Annotated in this window: 16 protein-coding genes; 4 read left to right on the top strand and 12 right to left on the bottom strand. The window is 57.7% G+C overall.

The annotated features are described in order from the left end of the window. Nucleotides 1-99: 99 nt before the first annotated feature. Genes FN082_RS02745 through FN082_RS02760 form a run of 4 tightly spaced genes read right to left on the bottom strand, consistent with a single transcriptional unit; the run spans nucleotide 100 to nucleotide 4,964 of the window. The gene (locus tag FN082_RS02745) at nucleotides 100-1,341 is read right to left on the bottom strand and encodes an LVIVD repeat-containing protein (RefSeq protein WP_142981104.1); all 1,242 of its coding nucleotides are present in this window, start codon (nucleotides 1,339-1,341) and stop codon (nucleotides 100-102) included. 40 nt (nucleotides 1,342-1,381) lie between these two features. Then, nucleotides 1,382-2,446, bottom strand: a complete 1,065-nt coding sequence (locus FN082_RS02750) for a sugar ABC transporter substrate-binding protein (RefSeq protein WP_112214564.1) — start codon at nucleotides 2,444-2,446, stop codon at nucleotides 1,382-1,384. Nucleotides 2,447-2,466: 20 nt separating this feature from the next. Beyond that, a complete protein-coding gene (locus FN082_RS02755) occupies nucleotides 2,467-3,465 on the bottom strand; it encodes an ABC transporter permease (RefSeq protein WP_139538620.1) in 999 nt (332 codons plus the stop codon). After that, on the bottom strand, nucleotides 3,462-4,964 hold the full coding sequence (locus tag FN082_RS02760; protein WP_139538619.1) for a sugar ABC transporter ATP-binding protein: 1,503 nt from the start codon (nucleotides 4,962-4,964) through the stop codon (nucleotides 3,462-3,464). The genes FN082_RS02755 and FN082_RS02760 overlap by 4 nt, the downstream gene beginning before the upstream one ends. Nucleotides 4,965-5,124: 160 nt before the next feature. Between FN082_RS02760 and FN082_RS02765 the strand changes: the two genes are divergently transcribed. Beyond that, nucleotides 5,125-6,213, top strand: a complete 1,089-nt coding sequence (locus FN082_RS02765) for an oxidoreductase (protein WP_142981105.1) — start codon at nucleotides 5,125-5,127, stop codon at nucleotides 6,211-6,213. Between the two features lie 247 nt (nucleotides 6,214-6,460). Then, nucleotides 6,461-6,865, top strand: coding sequence for a helix-turn-helix domain-containing protein (locus FN082_RS02775; RefSeq protein ID WP_110273283.1), 405 nt, complete (start codon nucleotides 6,461-6,463; stop codon nucleotides 6,863-6,865). Here the strand turns inward: FN082_RS02775 and FN082_RS02780 are convergent. The 7 genes from FN082_RS02780 to entC all read right to left on the bottom strand — a co-directional run bounded on the left by FN082_RS02780 (nucleotide 6,862) and on the right by entC (nucleotide 14,407). Further along, complete coding sequence (locus FN082_RS02780) at nucleotides 6,862-7,059, bottom strand: YbdD/YjiX family protein (protein WP_004130340.1); 198 nt, start codon at nucleotides 7,057-7,059, stop codon at nucleotides 6,862-6,864. The genes FN082_RS02775 and FN082_RS02780 overlap by 4 nt on opposite strands. A 51-nt stretch (nucleotides 7,060-7,110) precedes the next feature. Then, complete coding sequence (cstA, locus tag FN082_RS02785) at nucleotides 7,111-9,216, bottom strand: pyruvate/proton symporter CstA (RefSeq protein ID WP_139538884.1); 2,106 nt, start codon at nucleotides 9,214-9,216, stop codon at nucleotides 7,111-7,113. Between the two features lie 364 nt (nucleotides 9,217-9,580). Next, on the bottom strand, nucleotides 9,581-9,994 hold the full coding sequence (entH, locus tag FN082_RS02795; RefSeq protein WP_139538616.1) for a proofreading thioesterase EntH: 414 nt from the start codon (nucleotides 9,992-9,994) through the stop codon (nucleotides 9,581-9,583). Then, nucleotides 9,995-10,750 (bottom strand): 2,3-dihydro-2,3-dihydroxybenzoate dehydrogenase EntA, encoded by a 756-nt coding sequence (gene entA / locus FN082_RS02800; RefSeq protein WP_142981106.1) that lies wholly within the window; start codon nucleotides 10,748-10,750, stop codon nucleotides 9,995-9,997. Then, nucleotides 10,750-11,601, bottom strand: coding sequence for an enterobactin biosynthesis bifunctional isochorismatase/aryl carrier protein EntB (gene entB / locus FN082_RS02805; RefSeq protein ID WP_139538614.1), 852 nt, complete (start codon nucleotides 11,599-11,601; stop codon nucleotides 10,750-10,752). Before entB ends, entA begins: the two co-directional genes overlap by 1 nt. Before the next feature lie 13 nt (nucleotides 11,602-11,614). Beyond that, nucleotides 11,615-13,222 carry a (2,3-dihydroxybenzoyl)adenylate synthase EntE gene (entE, locus tag FN082_RS02810; RefSeq protein WP_139538883.1) on the bottom strand — a complete coding sequence of 536 codons (1,608 nt, stop codon included), beginning with the start codon at nucleotides 13,220-13,222 and terminating at the stop codon, nucleotides 11,615-11,617. A 9-nt stretch (nucleotides 13,223-13,231) separates the two neighbouring features. After that, nucleotides 13,232-14,407, bottom strand: coding sequence for an isochorismate synthase EntC (gene entC, locus FN082_RS02815; protein WP_142981107.1), 1,176 nt, complete (start codon nucleotides 14,405-14,407; stop codon nucleotides 13,232-13,234). Nucleotides 14,408-14,596: 189 nt separating this feature from the next. Here entC and fepB point away from each other — a divergent pair, with 189 nt between their 5' ends. Then, nucleotides 14,597-15,556 carry a Fe2+-enterobactin ABC transporter substrate-binding protein gene (fepB, locus tag FN082_RS02820; protein ID WP_142981108.1) on the top strand — a complete coding sequence of 320 codons (960 nt, stop codon included), beginning with the start codon at nucleotides 14,597-14,599 and terminating at the stop codon, nucleotides 15,554-15,556. 243 nt (nucleotides 15,557-15,799) lie between these two features. Then, a complete protein-coding gene (locus FN082_RS02825; RefSeq protein WP_139538611.1) occupies nucleotides 15,800-17,935 on the top strand; it encodes a glycosyl hydrolase family 18 protein in 2,136 nt (711 codons plus the stop codon). Between the two features lie 79 nt (nucleotides 17,936-18,014). Here FN082_RS02825 and entS read toward each other — a convergent pair whose 3' ends face one another. Then, on the bottom strand, nucleotides 18,015-19,262 hold the full coding sequence (gene entS, locus FN082_RS02830) for an enterobactin transporter EntS (protein ID WP_142466577.1): 1,248 nt from the start codon (nucleotides 19,260-19,262) through the stop codon (nucleotides 18,015-18,017). Between the last annotated feature and the right edge of the window lie 61 nt (nucleotides 19,263-19,323).

Below are 19,323 nucleotides of genomic sequence, written 5' to 3' on the forward strand. Positions count from 1 at the left end.
CCGGAGGCGATGCTGCGCATCTGTCCGGGCTACCAAACCCGCAAACCGCACAGACCCGTAGCCCGGACAGGCGCAACGCGCCGCCTCCGGGAAATATTCCTACCCCAGATACTCAATCACCGACAGCCCACCGTTATAATCGGTGCTGTAGATAATTCCCTGCGCATCAACAAACACGTCGCAGGACTGAATCACCTGCGGGCGGCCAGGGCGGGTATCCATCATTTTTGCCGGAGCGGCAGGCACCAGCGCCCCGGTTTCCACCGGTCGATAAGGGTTAGATATATCGTAAGAACGAACGCCCGCATTCTGGTACGTGGCAAAAATCAGCGTTGAACTGACAAAGCTACCGGGACGGTTTTCATGCAGATTATGCGGGCCAAAGTGCGCCCCTTTCGCCACGTAGTCGGTCTCATCCGGCTGCGGGAAAGTCGAAATACTCACCGGGTTTGTCGGGTCGCGAATATCAAACAGCCAGATCAGCTTCTCGCCATCCTGCTGGTTATCCAGCACCGCTTCATCAAGCACCACCAGCAGATCCCGGTCCGGTAGCGGCAGCGCGGTGTGGGTACCGCCGCCAAACGGCGGGCTCCAGTTGCGATGGCTAATCAACTTCGGCTGTGCGCGGTCTTTGACATCCAGCAGCGTCAGGCCACCGTCGCGCCAGCTACCGTAAGCGGTATCCCCGGCGATAATCGCGTGATGCAGGGCATAGCGCTTACCTTCCTGCCACTGCGGGGTTTCCCCTGCCGCCTGATTCATTCCCGGCAGCCACCAGCGCCCGGCGACTTCAGGTTTACGCGGATCGGCCAGATCGATGGTCAGGAAAATATAATCGCTAAAACCGTCGATCAGCGCGGAAACGTAGGCCCAGCGTCCACCGACGTACCAGATCCGATGAATACCGATCCCGTTGAGCGACAGAAAGCTGATTTCGCGCGGTTGATCCGGCTTCGAAATATCAAAAACCCGCAGTCCGGCGCTCCAGCCCTTATCCTGCACGTCGCTGACCGTCTCGCCCACCGAGCGGGTGTAGTAAACTTTCTCGTCAGCAAAACGGGTATCGGCAAACAGATCCCGGGCGTTGATCACCAGCAGCAGATCGTCATGGGCCTGCAAATGGACGTTCCAGGTACCGGGCGGCGCGGCAATGTTATTGACCGTTCGCGGATTTTTCGGATCGCGCACGTCGACCACCGAAAAGCCTTGCGACACCATATGGCCGATATACGCAAAGCCGCGGTGCACCATCAACTGGACGCCATCCGGGCGTCCCCCCTGTTCGCTATGCCCAATCAGCCGCATATTGCGGCTATATTCGGGGGTGGGTAATGCAGTCACGTTAGCTCCTGTTGCCGGGTGGCGGCTGCGCCACCGGGCATTATTTTGCCTTAGCTTCCAGAGTGGCGAACCACGGGGCGATAAAGTCTTCGGTCTGCCCCCAGCCCGGAATAATTTTACCCAGCGAGGCGACGTTCACCGCTCCCGGCTGCGCCGCCAGCAGCGCCTGCGGGATCGCCGCGGCTTTAAAGTCGTAGGTGGCCGGAGTCGCTTCACCAGCAATCTTATTGGCGATCAGACGCACGTTGGTCGCACCGATAAGCTTAGGATCCACCGCCACGCTCACTTTCCACGGGCTGCCGGATTCGCGCATCAGTTGCAGATCCTGGTTAGAAATATCGATGCTGTAGAGCTTGATCTCGGTGCGACCGTTCTCTTTCAGCGCTTTATAAGCGCCCTGGCTGAAGGCATCCCAGGTGCCCCAGATAGCATCAATTTTGCCTTTCGGGTATTTGGCTAAGATCGCGCCGACTTTGTTGGCGGTATCGCCCTGCACGTCAGAAGAGACGGCGCCAATCGACTCCAGCTCCTTGATGCCGGGGTTTTGCTTAAGCAGCGTCTGGTAAGCGGCCTGACGGCGCTCCATCGGCGGGAAGCCCGCGACCCACAGCTTGACGATATTGGCTTTGCCGTTGAAGTCTTTCACCAGTTGGCCAAAGGAGAGTTCGGTCAGCGAGGCATCATCCTGCTGAGTGACGGTCACGCCCGGAATTTCGCCGTTGACTGCGGTATCGAAGACCGAGACTTTAATCCCCGCGTCCACGGCTTTTTTTACCAGCGCGGTGGCGTAAGGGTCGCGTCCCTGGGAAAGAATAATGCCGTCATATTTCTGACTAATCGCCTGGTTAACGAAGTCCTGAAACTTAGCGTCATCGCCGTTGCTGAGGAAGGTGCTGATTTTAAAACCGAGCTTTTTGCCTTCCTGAATTGCCCCGGAGACAAACTGGGTAGTGTTATCATCAGAGCCCAAATTACGGATCACCGCGATGCGAATCGGGCCGCTATGTTCGGCAATCGCCGCCGGAACCGGCGTCGGGGTTTCAGCAAAGGCCGCCGCAGAGTTGAATAACCCCAGTGCGATGAGTGACAGCGTTATCTTTTTCATAGTGTTTACCCTGTAAAGTATTAGGTGCGGCGTTGAAAATAAGTCAGTGCCAGCGCGCCAGCCAGCACCAGCCCTTTAATAATGTCCATTGCGTAATACGGCACCGAGAGCATCACCAGGCCGTTGGAGAGCACCCCCAGAATCACCGCCCCCACCAGCGTACCGAGCGCGTTCGGTTTGCCGGAACCGGCCAGCGAAAAGCCTATCCACGCCGCCGCGACCGCATCCATCAGATAGCCGCTGCCGGCATTCACCTGTGATGAACCGATGCGCGAAGCCAGAAGAATGCCGCCCAGCCCTGCCAGCAGAGAGGCAATGACGTAGGCCGCCACTTTGTAGCGAGTGATCCGCAGGCCAGACAGGCGCGCCGCTTCCGGGTTGCCGCCGATGGCGTACATCCGCCGTCCGTGAGTGGTCAACGAGAGCGCCAGCTGGGCGATAACGGTCACCACCAGCATAATGATCACGATAGTCGGCACCTGCCCCAGCAGACCAAACGCCGCCGGAATCGCACCTTCCGCCATATCGCCGCTCGGCAGCACCATGTTTTCGGTGATTGATCCGCCGTAGCTGTAGGTCATCGCCACGCCCTGAATCACAAACAGGCTGGCAAGCGTCGCCAGCATGTCGGGAATACGCAGGATCACAATCAGAAAAGCGTTAAACAGCCCGACTAAAGTACAGAGCGCGAGGGTGATAAGAATCGCCTCGGTAGTGCCAAAGCCGTGCCAGACGAACAGCGAAATCACCAGCGCGTTGGCCAGCGAGGCGGTTGATCCCACCGACAAATCAAACCCGCCAATAGTCAGCGATATCGACACGCCGATGGCAATCACCGTCACGATGGCGATGGATCGCAGGATGTTGATGATGTTAAACGGGTCGAGGAAGTTGTCCGACGCCAGGCCAAAAACGGCGATCAGCAAAACAACGGTCAGCAACATGCCCCATTTGTAGAGAAAATCAAAAAATCGCTGACGGCCCGATACCGTCGCGTTAACTGTCAGGGCCTTACTCACGCTGCTGCTCCTCCGGTGGAGTAATAAAGAATGTTCTCTTCCCGGGCCTCAGCGCCGGGAATTTCCGCCACGATGCGCCCGTCCCACAGCACGCAGATGCGATCGCACAGACCAACCAGCTCGGAGAATTCGCCTGAGGCGTAAATCACTCCTTTGCCTTCCCGCGCCAGGCCGTCAATCAGATGGAATAAATCCGTTTTGGCTTTCACATCGACGCCTTTGGTCGGCTCATCAAAAATCAGTACATTGGCGCTACCGCGCAGCCATTTGCCAATCGCCACTTTCTGCTGATTGCCGCCGGAGAGGCGGCGCAGGGTCTGCGCCGGTCCGGAAGTGCGAATACCTACCCGCGCAATGACTTCTTCTGCCCAGCGCCAGGCCTGACGATGGCCAAACAGGCTCCAGCGGGAAAAGCTGTTATCGGCGCTGACCGCCAGATTCATCGCCACCGGCTCTTCGATAAAAATCCCCTCTTTGCGCCGCTCTTCCGGCACCAGCGCCAGACCGCGGGCGACTGAATCCGCCGGATCGCGCGGTCGCCAGGGCTGGTTGTTCAGTTCTCCATGCTTCAGGCGGCTTTTGCTGGCACCAAACAGCGCCTTGCACAGTTCCGTTTTCCCGGCCCCGGCCAGCCCGGCAATACCGAGAATTTCCCCTTTGCGCAGGCGCAGGGAGATATCCTGCAGCAACCCTTCGTCGTGCAGCCCTTCAACCTGCAGCAGAACCTCATCGCTGTGCGGCGGACGCTTCGGCGGGAAGATATCGCTCAGCTCATGGCCGAGCATCTTCTCGACGATCTGCTCGCCGCTCAGTTCAGCCATCGGCCCGCTCTCAATCAGGCGACCGTCGCGCAGCACCGTCAGGGTGTCGCAAATCGCCTTCAGCTCATGAATTCGGTGTGAGATAAACACCACGCCAATCCCCTGCTGCTGCAGGCGGCGAACCACCGCAAACAGGCGTTCGCTTTCGTTCTGGTCCAGCGGCGCGGTGGGTTCGTCGAGGATAAGAAAACGGCAATGGTGCGACAGGGCGCGGGCCAGCAGGATTTGCTGTTTTTCCGCCAACGTGCAGCTATCGATTGAACGCCGCACGTCGAGGGTGACGTCCAGCTGGGCCAGCGCTTCGCGCGCCAGTTGGCGCAGTCGTCCCCAGCGAAAGGCGATCCCCGGTTCCGCCAGTCTGTCGAGCATAATGTTTTCGGCGATGCTCAGGCCCGGAACCAGCGCAACGTCGACCTCCTGCTGCACCAGATGAATGCCCAGTTGTTTGGCATCGCGCGGCGAGCGAATACCCACCGGCTGATTGTTGATCACCACTTCGCCTTCGTAATGCGCGTGCGTACCGCACAGCACCGCCATGAGCGTCGATTTACCCGCACCGTTGGCCCCGGTCAGCGCATGCACCGAACCACCGTTCAGGGTGAAAGAGACGTTGCTCAGTGCCCGCAAGCCGGAAAAGGCCAGGCTAATATTTTGCATCTCAAGGCGATTGCCGCTCATCCCCTGTACCCTGTCGATTAATCTTCTGATTTAACGAATTTTTCATAGCCGCTCTTGACTGACAAATGCATAAAAGGCATAAGATAAAACGAAATAATATTAGCCATCCGGATGTCCAGACATAACATCGGGTTAGCAAAACAGAACAAGGACAGCATTTATGAGTCACAGCGATATCCGCGTGGTCCCCGGCCCCGCCAACTACTACTCCCATCCTGGCAGCCTGGCCCGACTACATGATTTTTACAGCGAAGAGCAGCTTTCACGGGCGGTATGGGTTTACGGCGAGCGGGCTATCGCTGGCGCGCAGGCATTCCTGCCGGAAGCGTTTAACGCTCCTGGAGCCAAAAGAATCTTATTTAAAGGTCATTGCAGCGAAAGCGATGTCAGCGAACTGGCCCGCGAGTCTGGCGACGATCGGTCGGTGGTGATTGGCGTCGGCGGCGGTGCGCTGCTGGATACCGCGAAAGCGCTGGCCCGCCGCCTCGGCTTGCCGGTGGTGGCGATCCCCACCATCGCCGCCACCTGCGCAGCGTGGACGCCGCTGTCGGTGTGGTACAACGATGCCGGTCAGGCGCTGCAGTTTGAAATCTTCGACGATGCCAACTTCCTCGTGCTGGTGGAGCCGCAAATTATCCTCAACGCACCGGCGGAATATCTGCTGGCGGGTATCGGCGATACGCTGGCGAAGTGGTATGAAGCGGTGGTGCTGGCTCCGCAGCCGGAGACGCTGCCGCTTACCGTGCGCCTCGGTATCAACGGCGCGCTGGCGATCCGCGATGTGCTGCTGGAAAGCAGCGAAACCGCGCTGGCCGACCAGCAGCGCGGCGAACTGACTCAGGCTTTCCGCGATGTAGTCGATGCGATTATCGCCGGCGGCGGTATGGTCGGCGGATTAGGCGAGCGCTATACCCGCGTCGCCGCGGCCCATGCGGTGCATAACGGACTGACGGTGCTGCCGCAGACCGAGAAGTATCTTCACGGGACCAAAGTCGCCTACGGCATTCTGGTACAGAGCGCCCTGCTTGGCCAGGACGATGTGCTGGCGCAGTTAGTGCAGGCGTATCAGCGCTTTAACCTGCCGACCACCCTGGCAGCGCTGGAGGTCGATATCAACAATCGCCAGGAGCTGGATAAAGTCATCGCTCATACCCTGCGCCCGGTGGAGTCCATCCATTTCCTGCCGGTTGAGCTGAACGCCGAAACCCTGCGCGCGGCGTTCGAAAAAGTCGAACGCTTCGCCGGTTAACGTCCCCGTTTTATTCGCCTCTGCCACCCGGCGGAGGCGCTTTCGAGTCGCCTCGCAAAGCTAATGTTTCTGTCTTTATTCCGCATAAAATCTGCATTATCGTCTCCTATAAGATAATTTAAATTTACTTATAATCTTATTATTTACTTATGATGAGCTTTGACATAAAGTGGAGGTCAGGATGATCGTTTTTTGGTCGAAAAGCGCAGAACCTCAACAACCTATCTTCACGAGGAGGCAACGCCTTATGGCTGTGCAACTAATTAAGGATGACGAGGGCAACCCACAGTATGTGGTGATCCCCTATAACGAATACTTCCAGATGCGTCTGAAAATGGCGGAATACGATGATGAAAAAGAGGAAGAGTGGGAAGACGTCCCCTACGAATCTGATGAATTCGACGATGTCCCATTACCTGACAGCGTCTGCGACATCATGCATCGTGAGAAAGTCAGCCTGCAGGCTGCCTGGCGTATCCTGCGTGGCCTGTCGCAGCAGGAAGTTGCCGATAAGCTTGGCGTGAGTCAGTCTGCGGTTTCCCAGCTAGAAGCTATCGACTCCCGCCCGCAAAAGCGCACCCGCGAAAAGCTGGCGGCAATATACGGCTGCACGCAGGAGCAAATCAGCCTGTATCTGCCGAAAGAGGGTTAACAGCACTTCGCCCCACCTTTACCGCCATAGCGCGCATCCTGGCGTTCGCGGAAAAACTCTTCGTAGGTCATCGGCGTCTGCTCAGGATGAGTGGCGCGAATGTGTTCGACGTAGTTGTCGTAATCCGGCACGCCGATCATCATTTTCGCCGCCTGACCTAAATATTTTCCTGCTTTTGAAAGGGTATCGAACATATTTACCTCTAACCATTGCCCCTTTCCCATTCAGGAAAGGGGCTAACTCTATTAGTGCGCACGTTTGGCCTGAGCCACCAGGTTGTCTGCATCAGCAGGCATCGCCTGGTAAGGGGTCTCTTTCGCCGTCGGTTTGTCCTCTTTCAGCGCCGCCAGCGCGGTTTTAATTGAGAACAGCGCCAGCACCACCACCACGACCATAAAGAAGATGGTCAGACCGGCGTCCAGACGATTATTAAACACCAGCTGCGCCAGTTGCGATTCGGTGTACTGCGGCGGGATGTTGCCGCTGTCAATCATCGCCTGGAACTTATTGGCAATCGCCAGGAAGCCCACTTTGGTATCAGTACTGAACGACTTCTGCCAGCCCGCCGTCAGGGTACAAATCAGCAGCCAGGAAGTCGGCAGCAGCGCGACCCACGCGTAGCGCTGGCGTTTCATCTTAAACAGTACCACCGCACAGAGCATCAGCGCCATCCCCGCCAGCATCTGGTTGGCGATACCAAACAGCGGCCACAGGGTGTTGATGCCGCCGAGTGGGTCGACCACGCCCTGATGCAGGAAGTAACCCCACGCCAGCACGCATAGCCCGGTCGCCAGAAGGTTAGCTGGAAGCGAACTGGTTTTCTTCAGCCCCGGACTTATCACTCCCAGCAGATCCTGGAGCATAAAGCGCGCTGCACGCGTTCCCGCATCCACCGCGGTCAGGATAAACAGCGCCTCAAACAAAATCGCGAAGTGATACCAGAAGGAGACATCCATCAGCCCGCCCAGCGAGCCGTGCAGGATGTAGGCCATCCCCACCGCTAGCGTTGGCGCGCCGCCAGCACGGGAGATAATCGACTGCTCGCCTACTTCTTTAGCAATCTGGCTGAGGGTATCAGGCGTGATGGTAAAGCCCCAACTGCTCACCACCTGCGCCGCTGATGCCACCACATCGGTGACGCCCGCCGGAGCCAGTACCGCCATCGGGCTGTTCATGGCGAAGTAGACGCCCGGGTCGATAATACAGGCCGCCACCAGCGCCATAATCGCCACGAAGGACTCCATCAGCATGCCGCCGTAGCCGATAAAGCAGGCCTGGCCTTCATTGGCCAGCATTTTCGGCGTAGTGCCGGAGGCGATCAGGGCATGGAAGCCGGAGACCGCACCGCAGGCGATAGTGATAAACAGGAACGGGAACATACTGCCGCTCCAGACCGGACCGGTGCCATCAATAAACTTGGTCAGCGCCGGCATCGTCAGGGTTGGGCGCATAATCAGGATACCAATTGCCAGACCAACGATAGTGCCGATTTTCAGGAAAGTGGAGAGGTAGTCGCGCGGTGCCAACAGCAGCCACACCGGCAGGACGGCAGCGATAAAGCCATAGCCCACCAGAATCCAGGTCAGCTGTACGCCGGTATAATCAAACCACGGTGCCCAGGTTGGGCTTTCCGCCACCCAGCCGCCGGAGATAATGGCGAATACCAGCATCACCAGGCCAATCACCGACACTTCGCCAATGCGTCCGGGACGCAGATAGCGAATATAGATCCCCATGAAAATCGCCAGCGGAATGGTGAAGGCCACGGTGTAAGTCCCCCACGGGCTGTGGGTCAACGCTTTCACCACGATCATCGCCAGTACCGCGAGGATAATCACCATGATCATAAAACAGGCCACCAGCGCCAGTACCCCAGCGGTTGGCCCCATCTCCTCTTTGACCAGCTCACCGAGCGAACGTCCATCGCGGCGGGTAGAGACGAACAGTACCATAAAGTCCTGTACCGCTCCGGCCAGCACTACGCCCGCGAGGATCCAGATCATCCCCGGCAGGTAGCCCATTTGCGCTGCCAGCACCGGCCCGACCAGCGGGCCTGCTCCGGCAATCGCCGCAAAATGGTGACCGAACAGCACTTTTTTGTCGGTCGGGACATAGTCGAGACCGTCGTTGTGACGCACCGCAGGCGTCATCCGCGTCGGGTCAACTCCCAGCACGTTTTTTGCGATATACAGGCCATAGAAACGATAAGCGATCAGATACACGCAGACTGCCGCGACGACAATCCATAGCGCGTTGATCTGTTCACCCCGGTTTAACGCGATATAACCAAGGGCAAAGGCTCCGATAACGGAGAGCAGTGTCCAGATAAGGTATTTCCCTGAATTATTCATCATTGTGTTCCACAGGTAGGGTAATCAGGATGTTACAATTTGTTTCTAGAACACAATATGGATTTTAACAACTTAGAAACGATGCAGATGTCGCCTGACGGCAAGGATTTATCTCACATTGCTAGCGAGATCACTTCTGGCAGGAAAATGAATGAAAACAGGGAGGGATATTCTGTAACTGCATCGCAGGTTGTTTCCCCGGAGGCGGCGCTAGACGCGCCTGTCCGGGCTACCGGCCCGCAGACGGTTGCAAACCCGTAGCCCGGTCAGCGCAGCGCCACCGGGAAGAAGCCGCACCGATGTATTCATCGCGGCGCATCCCCGGGTTGCGGCGTAAACGCCTGACCCGGGAACAGGCTATGCCTCAGCCGAGGACCGCCGTGCCCAGACGGCAGGTACAGCAGCGCCGGCCCCGCTCGTCAAATACGGCAATCTCCCAGCTCTGGCCCTGGCGCCCCAGGTGCAGCGGACGGCACTCGCCGCGCACTTTGCCGCTGGAAACCGCCCGGTGATGGGTGGCGTTAAGCTCGGTCCCCACCACGCACTGGCCCTCTACGGTCATCAGCCACCCAGCCATGGAGCCGAGGGTTTCCGCCAGCGCCGCGGATGCGCCTCCGTGTAACAAGCCAAAAGGCTGATGAGTACGGCCGTCGACCGGCATTTCGGCCTCCAGCACGCCCTCCTCAATCCGGGTATAGACGATACCCAGATGCGCCACCATCGTATTCACGCTGGTCGCATTAAGCTCATCCAGCGTCAGCTGACGTTTCCAGGCCATTTATGCCCCCAGCGTTGAGCCACCGTCCACCACGATATCCTGCAGCGTGATGTGGCTGGCGTGGGCGGAAGCGAGGAACAGAATCGTATTGGCGATCTCCTGCGGGCGGGCAATTTTCCCTAGCGGAATGCCCAGCTTAAACTGCTCGCCGAAACCACGAATACGCTGCTGTTCAGCGTCGTCGCTGACCCACAGCGTCCGCTGCATATCGGTATCCGTCGAGCCAGGAGAGACCAGATTACAGCGCACGCCGCTGCCCGCCAGCTCCAGACCGACGGTCAGCGCCAGGCTCTTTAGCGCCGCTTTCGAAGCGCCGTAAGCGCTCATGCCGATACGCGGGGTATGTGCGGCGTCGGAAGCCACGGTGACAATCGCCCCGCCCTTCTGGCGGCGAAACTGCGCCATCGTCTGCTGGAACAGGTTAAACGCCCCGCCGACGTTGACGGCGAAGGTCTGTTGCCAGTCTTCCAGACTCAGCGTATCGGTCGCCCCCATGCGCAAAATCCCGGCGGCATTGACCAGCACATCCAGTCGCTCGATATTATCCAGCAGGCGGCCGCAGACCTGCGCCACCTGCTGCGCATCGGCAACGTTCAGCGTCTCGGTAGCAAAGGGGTAGTTTTCGCCGTCAAACGCCAGATCAAAACCGGTTACCCTCGCCCCGGCTTCAACAAACGCCAGCGCGGTCGCATAACCGATGCCTTTGCCCGCACCGGTTACCCACACGGTCTGGCCGTGAAAATCTAATCCAGACATTATTTCACCTCGCGGGAAAGCAGCGTCCACCAGGCATCAATGGTCGGATTTTTCGCCAGTACCACGAAATCGATATCGCCGTGCACTTTACGCCAACGGGCGGCGAGCGCCATCATGCGCACCGAATCCAGACCGTAGTCGATCAGGTTTTCATCATCCATTGGCTCGTCGGATTCATCCAGCAGCGGCAACACCAGCGCGCGCAGCGCGGCTTTCGACGCCGGTAGTGGCAGCAGCTCTTCGGTCATCACCACCCGACCGGAGCGGCCCGCAACGTATTTCAGCGCCATCAGGTGCTCTTCACGGCTAAAATCAGCCAGCGCATCGGCAACGAAGAACGGCTTAATATCGCGCATAAACGCGTCGGTCGCCGTCGTCATACAGCCGATATGGGCGTAAACACCGGTAATGATCAACTGATCGCGACCGGCTTCTTTCAGCATCTCTTCCAGCGGTGAACGATGGAACGCGCTGTAGCGCCACTTCACCAGCACGGTGTCGGTATCGTCCGGCGCAAGCGCAGCGATCACCTGCTGCTGTTCCGGCGAGCGGGTCAGGCCCGGCCCCCACATATCGTTCAGCAGCGCGCGGTCTTCATCGCTCTGCTCTTTTGGCTGCGCGGTGTAAAACACCGGAATGCCATTCTGTTTGCAGAAATCGCGCAGGGCAGCGATGTTGGCCACCACTTTCTCCATCATCGCGCTGTTTTCGCCCCAGAAATTGAGGAAATATTCCTGCATATCATGGATTAACAGCGCGGCACGGGACGGCTCAAATGCCCAGTTCACTTTGTTCGCCGGGATATCGCTGGCTTCCGGCAGCGCGTAAGCCTGTAATTTAGGAATTGCCATTCTGTCTTCTCCTTCAGCCCAGCTTGCGTTCAGCCAGCCACTGACGTAATTGTTTTTTATCGACTTTGCCCACCGGCGTCAGCGGCAGCGCGTCAACGCACTCCACGCGGTCCGGAAGTTTAAATTCTGCGACCCCTTGTTCGCGCAGGAAGCGGCGTACCGCCACCGCGCGCAGAGGTTCTTTGACCACCAGATATGCACAGCTTTTTTCGCCCAGCAGGCTGTCTTCCATGCTGACCAGCGCAACGTGGATCACCGCAGGGTGGCGCAGCAGCAGGTTTTCGATCTCTTCCGCCGCGATCTTTTCACCGCCGCGGTTGATCTGATCTTTTTCCCGACCCTGCACGGTGATGTAACCGTCCTCGTCGATCGAAATCAGATCGCCCGAGCAGTAGAAACCGTCGGCATCAAACGCTTCGGCATTGTGCTGCGGGCTTTTGTAGTAGCCGCGGAAGGTATAGGGACCACGGGTCATCAGACGCCCCACTTCACCGCGCGGCAGCGGATTACCATCGGCATCGGCCACCCACACTTCATCATCCGGGCACATCGGGCTGCCCTGGGTGTTGATAATGCGCTCCGGGCTGTCGTTGAGACGGGTGTAGTTCACCAGCCCTTCAGCCATGCCGAAGACCTGCTGAAGCTGGCAACCAATTTCCGCCGGAATACGGGCGGCGAGCGTCGCGGACAGGCGCGCTCCGCCAACCTGTAAAAGCTGCAGTGATTGCAGTTGGGCATTGCTGCCGGAATCATGGATCTCCTGTAGCCACAGGCTCACCGCAGGCGGCACCAGCGAGGTCAGGTTAATCTGGTGTTTTTCGATCAGCGGGAAGCACAGCGTCGCGCTCGGATCATGCGCCAGAACCACTACGCCACCAGCGAGAAACACGCCTAATGAACCCGGCGAACTCATGGCATAGTTGTGAGCGGCGGGAAGCGCGTTCAGATAGCGCGTTTCGGCGCTCACACCGCACAGTTCATTGCTGCGGCGAATGCTGTAGTCATAATCATTATGGGTACGCGGGATCAGTTTCGGCGTGCCGGTACTGCCGCCGGAAAGCTGGAAAAACGCCACTTCATCGGCAGGCGTCGGATTCGCCACGAAATTATCGGCCGGTTGTTCAATGGCCGCCGTCAGGCTCTGTTCGCCGCTGTCGTTCAGCAGCAGCGCCACGCGTACCGACGGATGCTGCTCAACAAAAGCGTTAAGAAAAACATCATTAGCAAACAGCGCATGTTCGCGGTCAGCAATCAGCAGCGCGGGTTCAATCTGGGTGGCATAGGCATTCAGCTCGCTACGTTGATGGCTGAACAACGCGTTAACCGGCGCAACGCCGATCCGCAGCAGCGCAAACAGAGTAATGTAAAATTCCGCAACGTTACCCAACTGCACCAGCGCCGTTTCGCCGCGCTTCAGGCCCTGACGTTGCAGCGAGGAGCCGAGGTTATCCACCCGGCGGTTGAATTCACGGTAGCTATAGATTTTGTCGCCATCGATAATAGCGGCGGCATCGTTTTCCGCATGGCGGGTAATCAGATTGGTGAGCGGCAGATCCTGCCAGTAACCTTTTTGCCGATAGCGGGCCGCGAAATCTTCCGGCCAGCGGTTAAATTCGATCATCATAGTCCCTTATTGCAAGCCGAATACGTTCAGCATGGTAGTCAGTTTGACGCCGGTTTCGCGCCACTCGCCCAGCGGCGAAGAGGCCGGAACGATACCTGCGCCGGCAAATAGCCGCAGGGTGCGCTGATGCAAGCGCGCGCAGCGAATCGTCACCACCCACTCGCCGTTGCCTTCGTCATCACACCAGCCGACAATGCCGCCAAACAGCTGGCGGTCAAACGGCTCCAGTTCGTTAATCAGGCGTTTCGCCACCTGATGCGGGAAACCGCTCAGCGCCGGCGTCGGGTGCAGCAGGCAGGCCAGCGACATCGCATTCTCTTTTGCCAGCGCGGTGCCCTGAATCTGCGTTGCCAGATGCCACAGGGTCGGCGTCGTAATCAGTTGTGGGGAGTCCGGCAGGGAAAGCTCGCTGCTGCGCGGCGTTAATACGGCTTTCATCGCCTGGGTGACCAGGTCGTGCTCATGGCGGTCTTTTGCCGACGCCAGCAGCTTATGCCCCGCTTCGCGATCCAGCACATCATCCGGCTGACGGCGGGCCGAACCGGCCAGCGGCACCGAGCTAAAATGCGCCCCTTCTTTACGCAGCAGCAGTTCCGGGCTGGCACCCAACAGCACGCCGCCGTCTGATAACGGCACGTGAAAGTTAAAGCTGGCCGGGTTCTGGGCGATCAGGCGCTCAAGCAGCGCACCGCTATCAACCCGTTCACGAGTGGTGATATCAATCAGGCGCGACAAGACAACTTTGTCCACTTCCGGCGTTGCAGTCAGAGCCGCAGCCCGCTCAACCATCGCCATAAAGGTGTCCTGCTCGGGGATCTCCTGGCGCTGCACCACGTCCATCGGCGTTTGGTTTGATGCATAACGCGCGGAGTGCTGTTTTTCAGTGCGGGAAAACGCTTCCCAGCGCTCGGGGATAAACAGCTCGGACGGCTCATTGGTGTCGAACGGGATAGCGCCAACCATCACCGGCTTCGCGATCCCCGCAGCCCGCGCGGCTTTAAACGCGGTCGCCATTTTGCGCTGAAATTCCCCGTCCAGATTATCGCCATCGGCGGCAGGGTGCGAAAAACGACTAAAGCAGCCAGATGTTCTGAAACTGCGGTACGGCGACATAAAGAAGAAGCTTTCCGGCGGCAGGGTCATTTTTTTCTCCCGAACATCCTCAGCCAAAGACGTTTCCATATCATCCTCCAAAAAAACGATAAAGATATTACGAATAATTATCATTTATATTTTGGTTGGCTAACCTAAAAGGTATTGCTCTACATGTCAACCGTACAGGTAGCATGTTGTGCTACTTAGACTTGCATCCATGCGGCGCAAAGCTGAAAATGAGAAGCATTTATCACAACTTAATCAGGATGCGAATACGTGAATTTCTCCACTTTTTGCCGCCGTACTCTCCTCGCCAGCGGTCTGGCGATTTTAGGAATTAGCTCAGCGCTGGCGGCAGACTGGCCGCGCCAGATTACCGACAGCCGCGGAACGCATACGCTGGAAAGCCAGCCGCTGCGCATTGTTTCCACTAGCGTGACGCTGACCGGTTCGCTACTGGCGATTGACGCGCCGGTCGTCGCCAGCGGGGCCACCACGCCCAATAACCGCGTCGCCGATGGTCAGGGTTTTTTGCGCCAGTGGAGTGATGTGGCGAAAGAACGCAAATTGTCGCGACTTTATATTGGCGAACCGAGCGCTGAGGCCGTCGCCGCCCAAATGCCGGATCTGATACTGATTAGCGCCACCGGCGGCGATTCGGCGATGACGCTCTACGATCAGCTTTCAACCATCGCCCCGACGCTCATCATTAACTACGATGATAAAAGCTGGCAGGCGCTGCTGACGCAATTGGGGAATATCACCGGTCATGAAAAACAGGCGGCGGAAAGAATTGCTGAATTTGATAAGAAGCTGGCGGCGCTAAAAGAGAAAATGCAGTTGCCGCCGCAGCCGGTCACCGCGCTGGTCTACACCGCCGCGGCTCATAGCGCCAATATCTGGACCAAAGAATCCGCTCAGGGACAGATGCTCGAACAACTGGGCTTTACCCTCGCCGAGCTGCCCGCCGGGCTACATGCCAGCCAGAGTCAGGGGAAACGCCATGATATTGTGCAGTTGGGTGGTGAGAATTTAGCCGCCGGGCTTAACGGCCAGAGCCTGTTCCTGTTCGCCGGTGACCAAAAAGATGCTGATGCGATTTACGCCAACCCGCTGCTGTCGCATCTGCCTGCGGTTGAAGGCAAACGCGTTTATCAGCTGGGCACGGAAACCTTCCGCCTTGACTACTACAGCGCCGTACTGGTGCTGCAGCGTTTGTCGGCACTCTTCGATTAAGTATTTTTTCCGGCGACGCCCGTCGCCGGAATATCATCAAGCCTCATCATTAGCATCATCTCTTTGTTATAAAAGTATTTTTTATTTTAACTTTTCCTTCTATATCTCATCGCCATCATCATCACCTCAGCCAAAATATCATCGTTTCAGGTGTTGTTTTGTGATTAGCCCTGGTCGCCACGTTGCCCGATTATCTGCTCCACACCGCTGAAGGTGGCGCATTCAACTCAAAAGGAAATTATCGTGGCAACAAGCAAATTGATTAAGGGCGATACGCTGACAGAAACCAGCAACGCCGCCGATGGTTTTAACCCGGCAACAGAAGTCAGCAACTATAGCTACACTTCTGCCCGCGTCGCAAAACCGGTTTATAACCAATACAAAGCCTCTACCACCAAACCAAAAGTATTCGGCTACTACACCGACTGGTCACAGTACGATGGTCGCCTGCAGGGTGGAGATTCGAAGGATAATCGCGGCCGCGGCTACGATTTGACTAACGTCTCCCCTACCGCTTACGACAAAATCATCGTGGGTTTCGTCGGCGTGACCGGCTTCCATAAGGTGGATGGCCTGTGGCGTGACGTGGTTGCCGAAGGCGCTGAGCAGTGCGGTAAAGTTCAGTACGAACCGACCTTCCTCGATCCGTGGGGCGACTTCCAGTCCTACGTCAACGTCGGCCACTCCGTAAGCGGCTGGGACGTTGACCCGAAAACCGTTACCCAGACCAACACCAAAGGCCTGCTCGGCGGCCTGCGCGATCTGCAGGCAAAAGCTAAACAACAGAATCACGACCTGGTGCTGTCCATGAGCATCGGCGGCTGGACCATGAGTAACGGTTTCCACGAGACCGCAGCTTCCGATTCCGCCCGTAAAACCTTCGCTAAAGGCGTGGTGAAACTGTTCAAACAGTTCCCGATGTTCAGCGAAGTGGATATCGACTGGGAATACCCGAACGCTGAAGGCGCAGGCAACCCTTACGGCCCGGAAGATGGCGAAAACTACGCGCTGCTGATTGCTGAAATGCGTAAACAGCTGGACTCTGCCGGACTGAGCAACGTAAAAATCTCTATCGCCAGCTCCGCGGTGGTCAAAACATTCGGCTACTCCAACGTGAAAGCGCTGCTGAATGCCGGTCTGTACGGCATCAACCTGATGACCTACGACTTCTTCGGCACGCCGTGGGCCGAAACCGTCGCGCACCACACTAACCTGAAAGCCATTGAAGAAGGCGGCTGGGCGGTGGATACCATCGTCGATCATCTGCTGTCCGAAGGCTTCCCGGCTGAACGTATCAACATTGGTTACGCAGCATACAGCCGTAACGGCCGTAATGTAGAACTGGAATCCCTGTCTCCGCTGAAAGGCACCTATGACGCGGGTACTGGCACCACAGTCGGCACCTTTGAATCGGGTACGACCGAATGGTACGACACCATTTATAACTACCTGGATCTGGAAAACCAGAAAGGCCGTAACGGCTTCAACGTCTACACCGACCAGGTGGCTGATGCTGACTACCTGTACAACCCAGAAACCAAACTGTTTATGTCCATCGATACTCCTCGCTCAGTAAAAGCCAAGGGTGAATATGCCGCGAAACTGGGTCTGGGCGCCCTGTTCACCTGGACTATTGACCAGGACAACGGCGTGCTGGTTAACGCTGCACGTGAAGGTCTGGGCTATGAAATTGCTTCTGAAGTCGTTGATATGGAACCGTTCTACTTCGAAGGTATTAACGTAGAACCGGCGGAAGAAGAAGAGCAGGAAGAAGACGATCAGACTCCGGCTAAAATCAACCACGCGCCGAAAGCCGCGATCGAACTGATGGTGGTTGGCGGTTCCCGCGTTCGCCTGTCCGGTGAAAAATCGACTGATGAAGATGATGACGATATCACCTACAGCTGGGGCGTGCCTGCGGCTATCGATGTTGCGGACAAAACCACCGCAACTATCGAGTTCGACGTACCGGAAGTAACCGCCGATACCGAATTCACCTTCACTCTGTTCGTTCGCGATACCTGGGGCGAGCCGTCAACGCAGCAGCGCTTTGTGCTCTCCGTTGTCGCTGCAGCGTCTCAGAATGACGAAGGCAAAGACGAAGAGGAGTCCGAAGAGCAGAAAGATGATGAGCCAGCAGACGAGCAGGATAACACCGACGATCAGCCTCAACCGGCAGATGACGATGTCGTTCCGTCTGATGAAACCACACCTTACCCGCTGTGGGATACCAATACCGTCTATGGCGGCAATTGGGGCACATTCGAAACCGTAAGCTGGAAAGGCCACAACTACCAGGTGAAATGGTGGTCTCAGGGCAACCAGCCGGACCTGAACTGCGGCCAGTTCGCCGTCTGGACTGACCTTGGCGCGTACTAAGCGCTAACCCTCACTGACGAGTGATAACAGGCCCCGGAGCAATCCGGGGCTTTTTATTATCGCTGTTCTCGTCTCTCCGTTATTTTCCCGGTGGCGCTGCGCTGTCCGGGCGTTGAAAACGGCGCAGTTCACGTAACAATCCCACCAGGATCATGCCAACAATCACCAGCGCCCATCCGCTGGTACTTGCCGAAGCCACCGGCGTCAGGATCGCGCCCAGGCCGCCGAGCAGCGCCGCGCCTATCGCATCGCCGGTCACGTTTTGCGCGGTCCACAAGCCGTTGATGCGCCCGAGCATGTTTTCCGGGGTTTGCGTCTGAATCAGCGTATATTGCAGCAGCGAGCTAATTGCGCTCAGCCAGCCAAACAGCGCCAGGCACAGCGCCCCCAGCTCCCACATGGGCATCAGGCTGAACAGCGCAATCGCCACAAACGAGCCGACGGTGGTTGCCAGCATCAGCACGCCGGGTTTCGCCGTTTGCGCCAGCTGTCCGCTGGTCAATGCCCCCAGCGCCGCCCCCAGAGGGATCGCGGCGTACAGCAGGCCAATCTGCGATGCCGACATCTGCCAGCTTCCGGCCAGCGCCGGATAGAGAACGCGCACCGCGCTCGCCATCGTCAGCAAACCGCCGAGCAGCGCAATGCCGCCGATAAGCGGGCTATTAAAGAGAAACGTCACTCCCGCCTTCAACGACTTCAGCGGATGCTCGCGCGGCTGCGGTGGCGGAGCCAGCAGCGGTAAACGCAGCAGCGTCAGCGTGGTGATAAAGGTTCCAGCCGCCGCCAGACCGTAGTTCCATACCACCCCGCCGGTCGCCAGCAGCAGGCCACCGATCATCGGCGAAATCACCGAACCCAGGCGCACCGTCAACATGGTGATAGCCCCCGCCTGCATCAGGTTTTCCCGCCCGACCAGCGCCGGAGTCGCCGCCAACAGCGCAGTCACGCCAATGGAGGCAAACAGGCCGTCCCAGATCCCCAGCAGATAGATAGCAATTAGCGACGGATCCGGCAGCATCGCGTTCAGACACAGGCCGACGAAGCCAATCCCACAGGTACCGCGCGCCAGCAGAATCAGGCGTTTGCGCTCATAGCGGTCGGCCAGCACGCCACCGATCATCAGACCGACAAACATCGAACCACCGGTTAAGGTGACCGACAGCCCAACCTGCCAGGTCGAGTGGGTCATCATCTGGATTTGTACCGGGATCGCCACGCCCAGCAGGCCAAGCGACAGGATTGAGATAAAGCGGGCGATAAAGACAGCGCGAAAGGCCGGATGAGTTTTCAGCAAGCTGAGATTCAGCAGCCAGGATTGTCGGTTCATGACAGCGCCTTGTTATTATTTTCCATACCATTTTTATGGGTGCACATGCTAACATAACTGG

Source organism: Klebsiella spallanzanii (assembly GCF_902158555.1).
GTDB classification, from domain to species: domain Bacteria; phylum Pseudomonadota; class Gammaproteobacteria; order Enterobacterales; family Enterobacteriaceae; genus Klebsiella; species Klebsiella spallanzanii.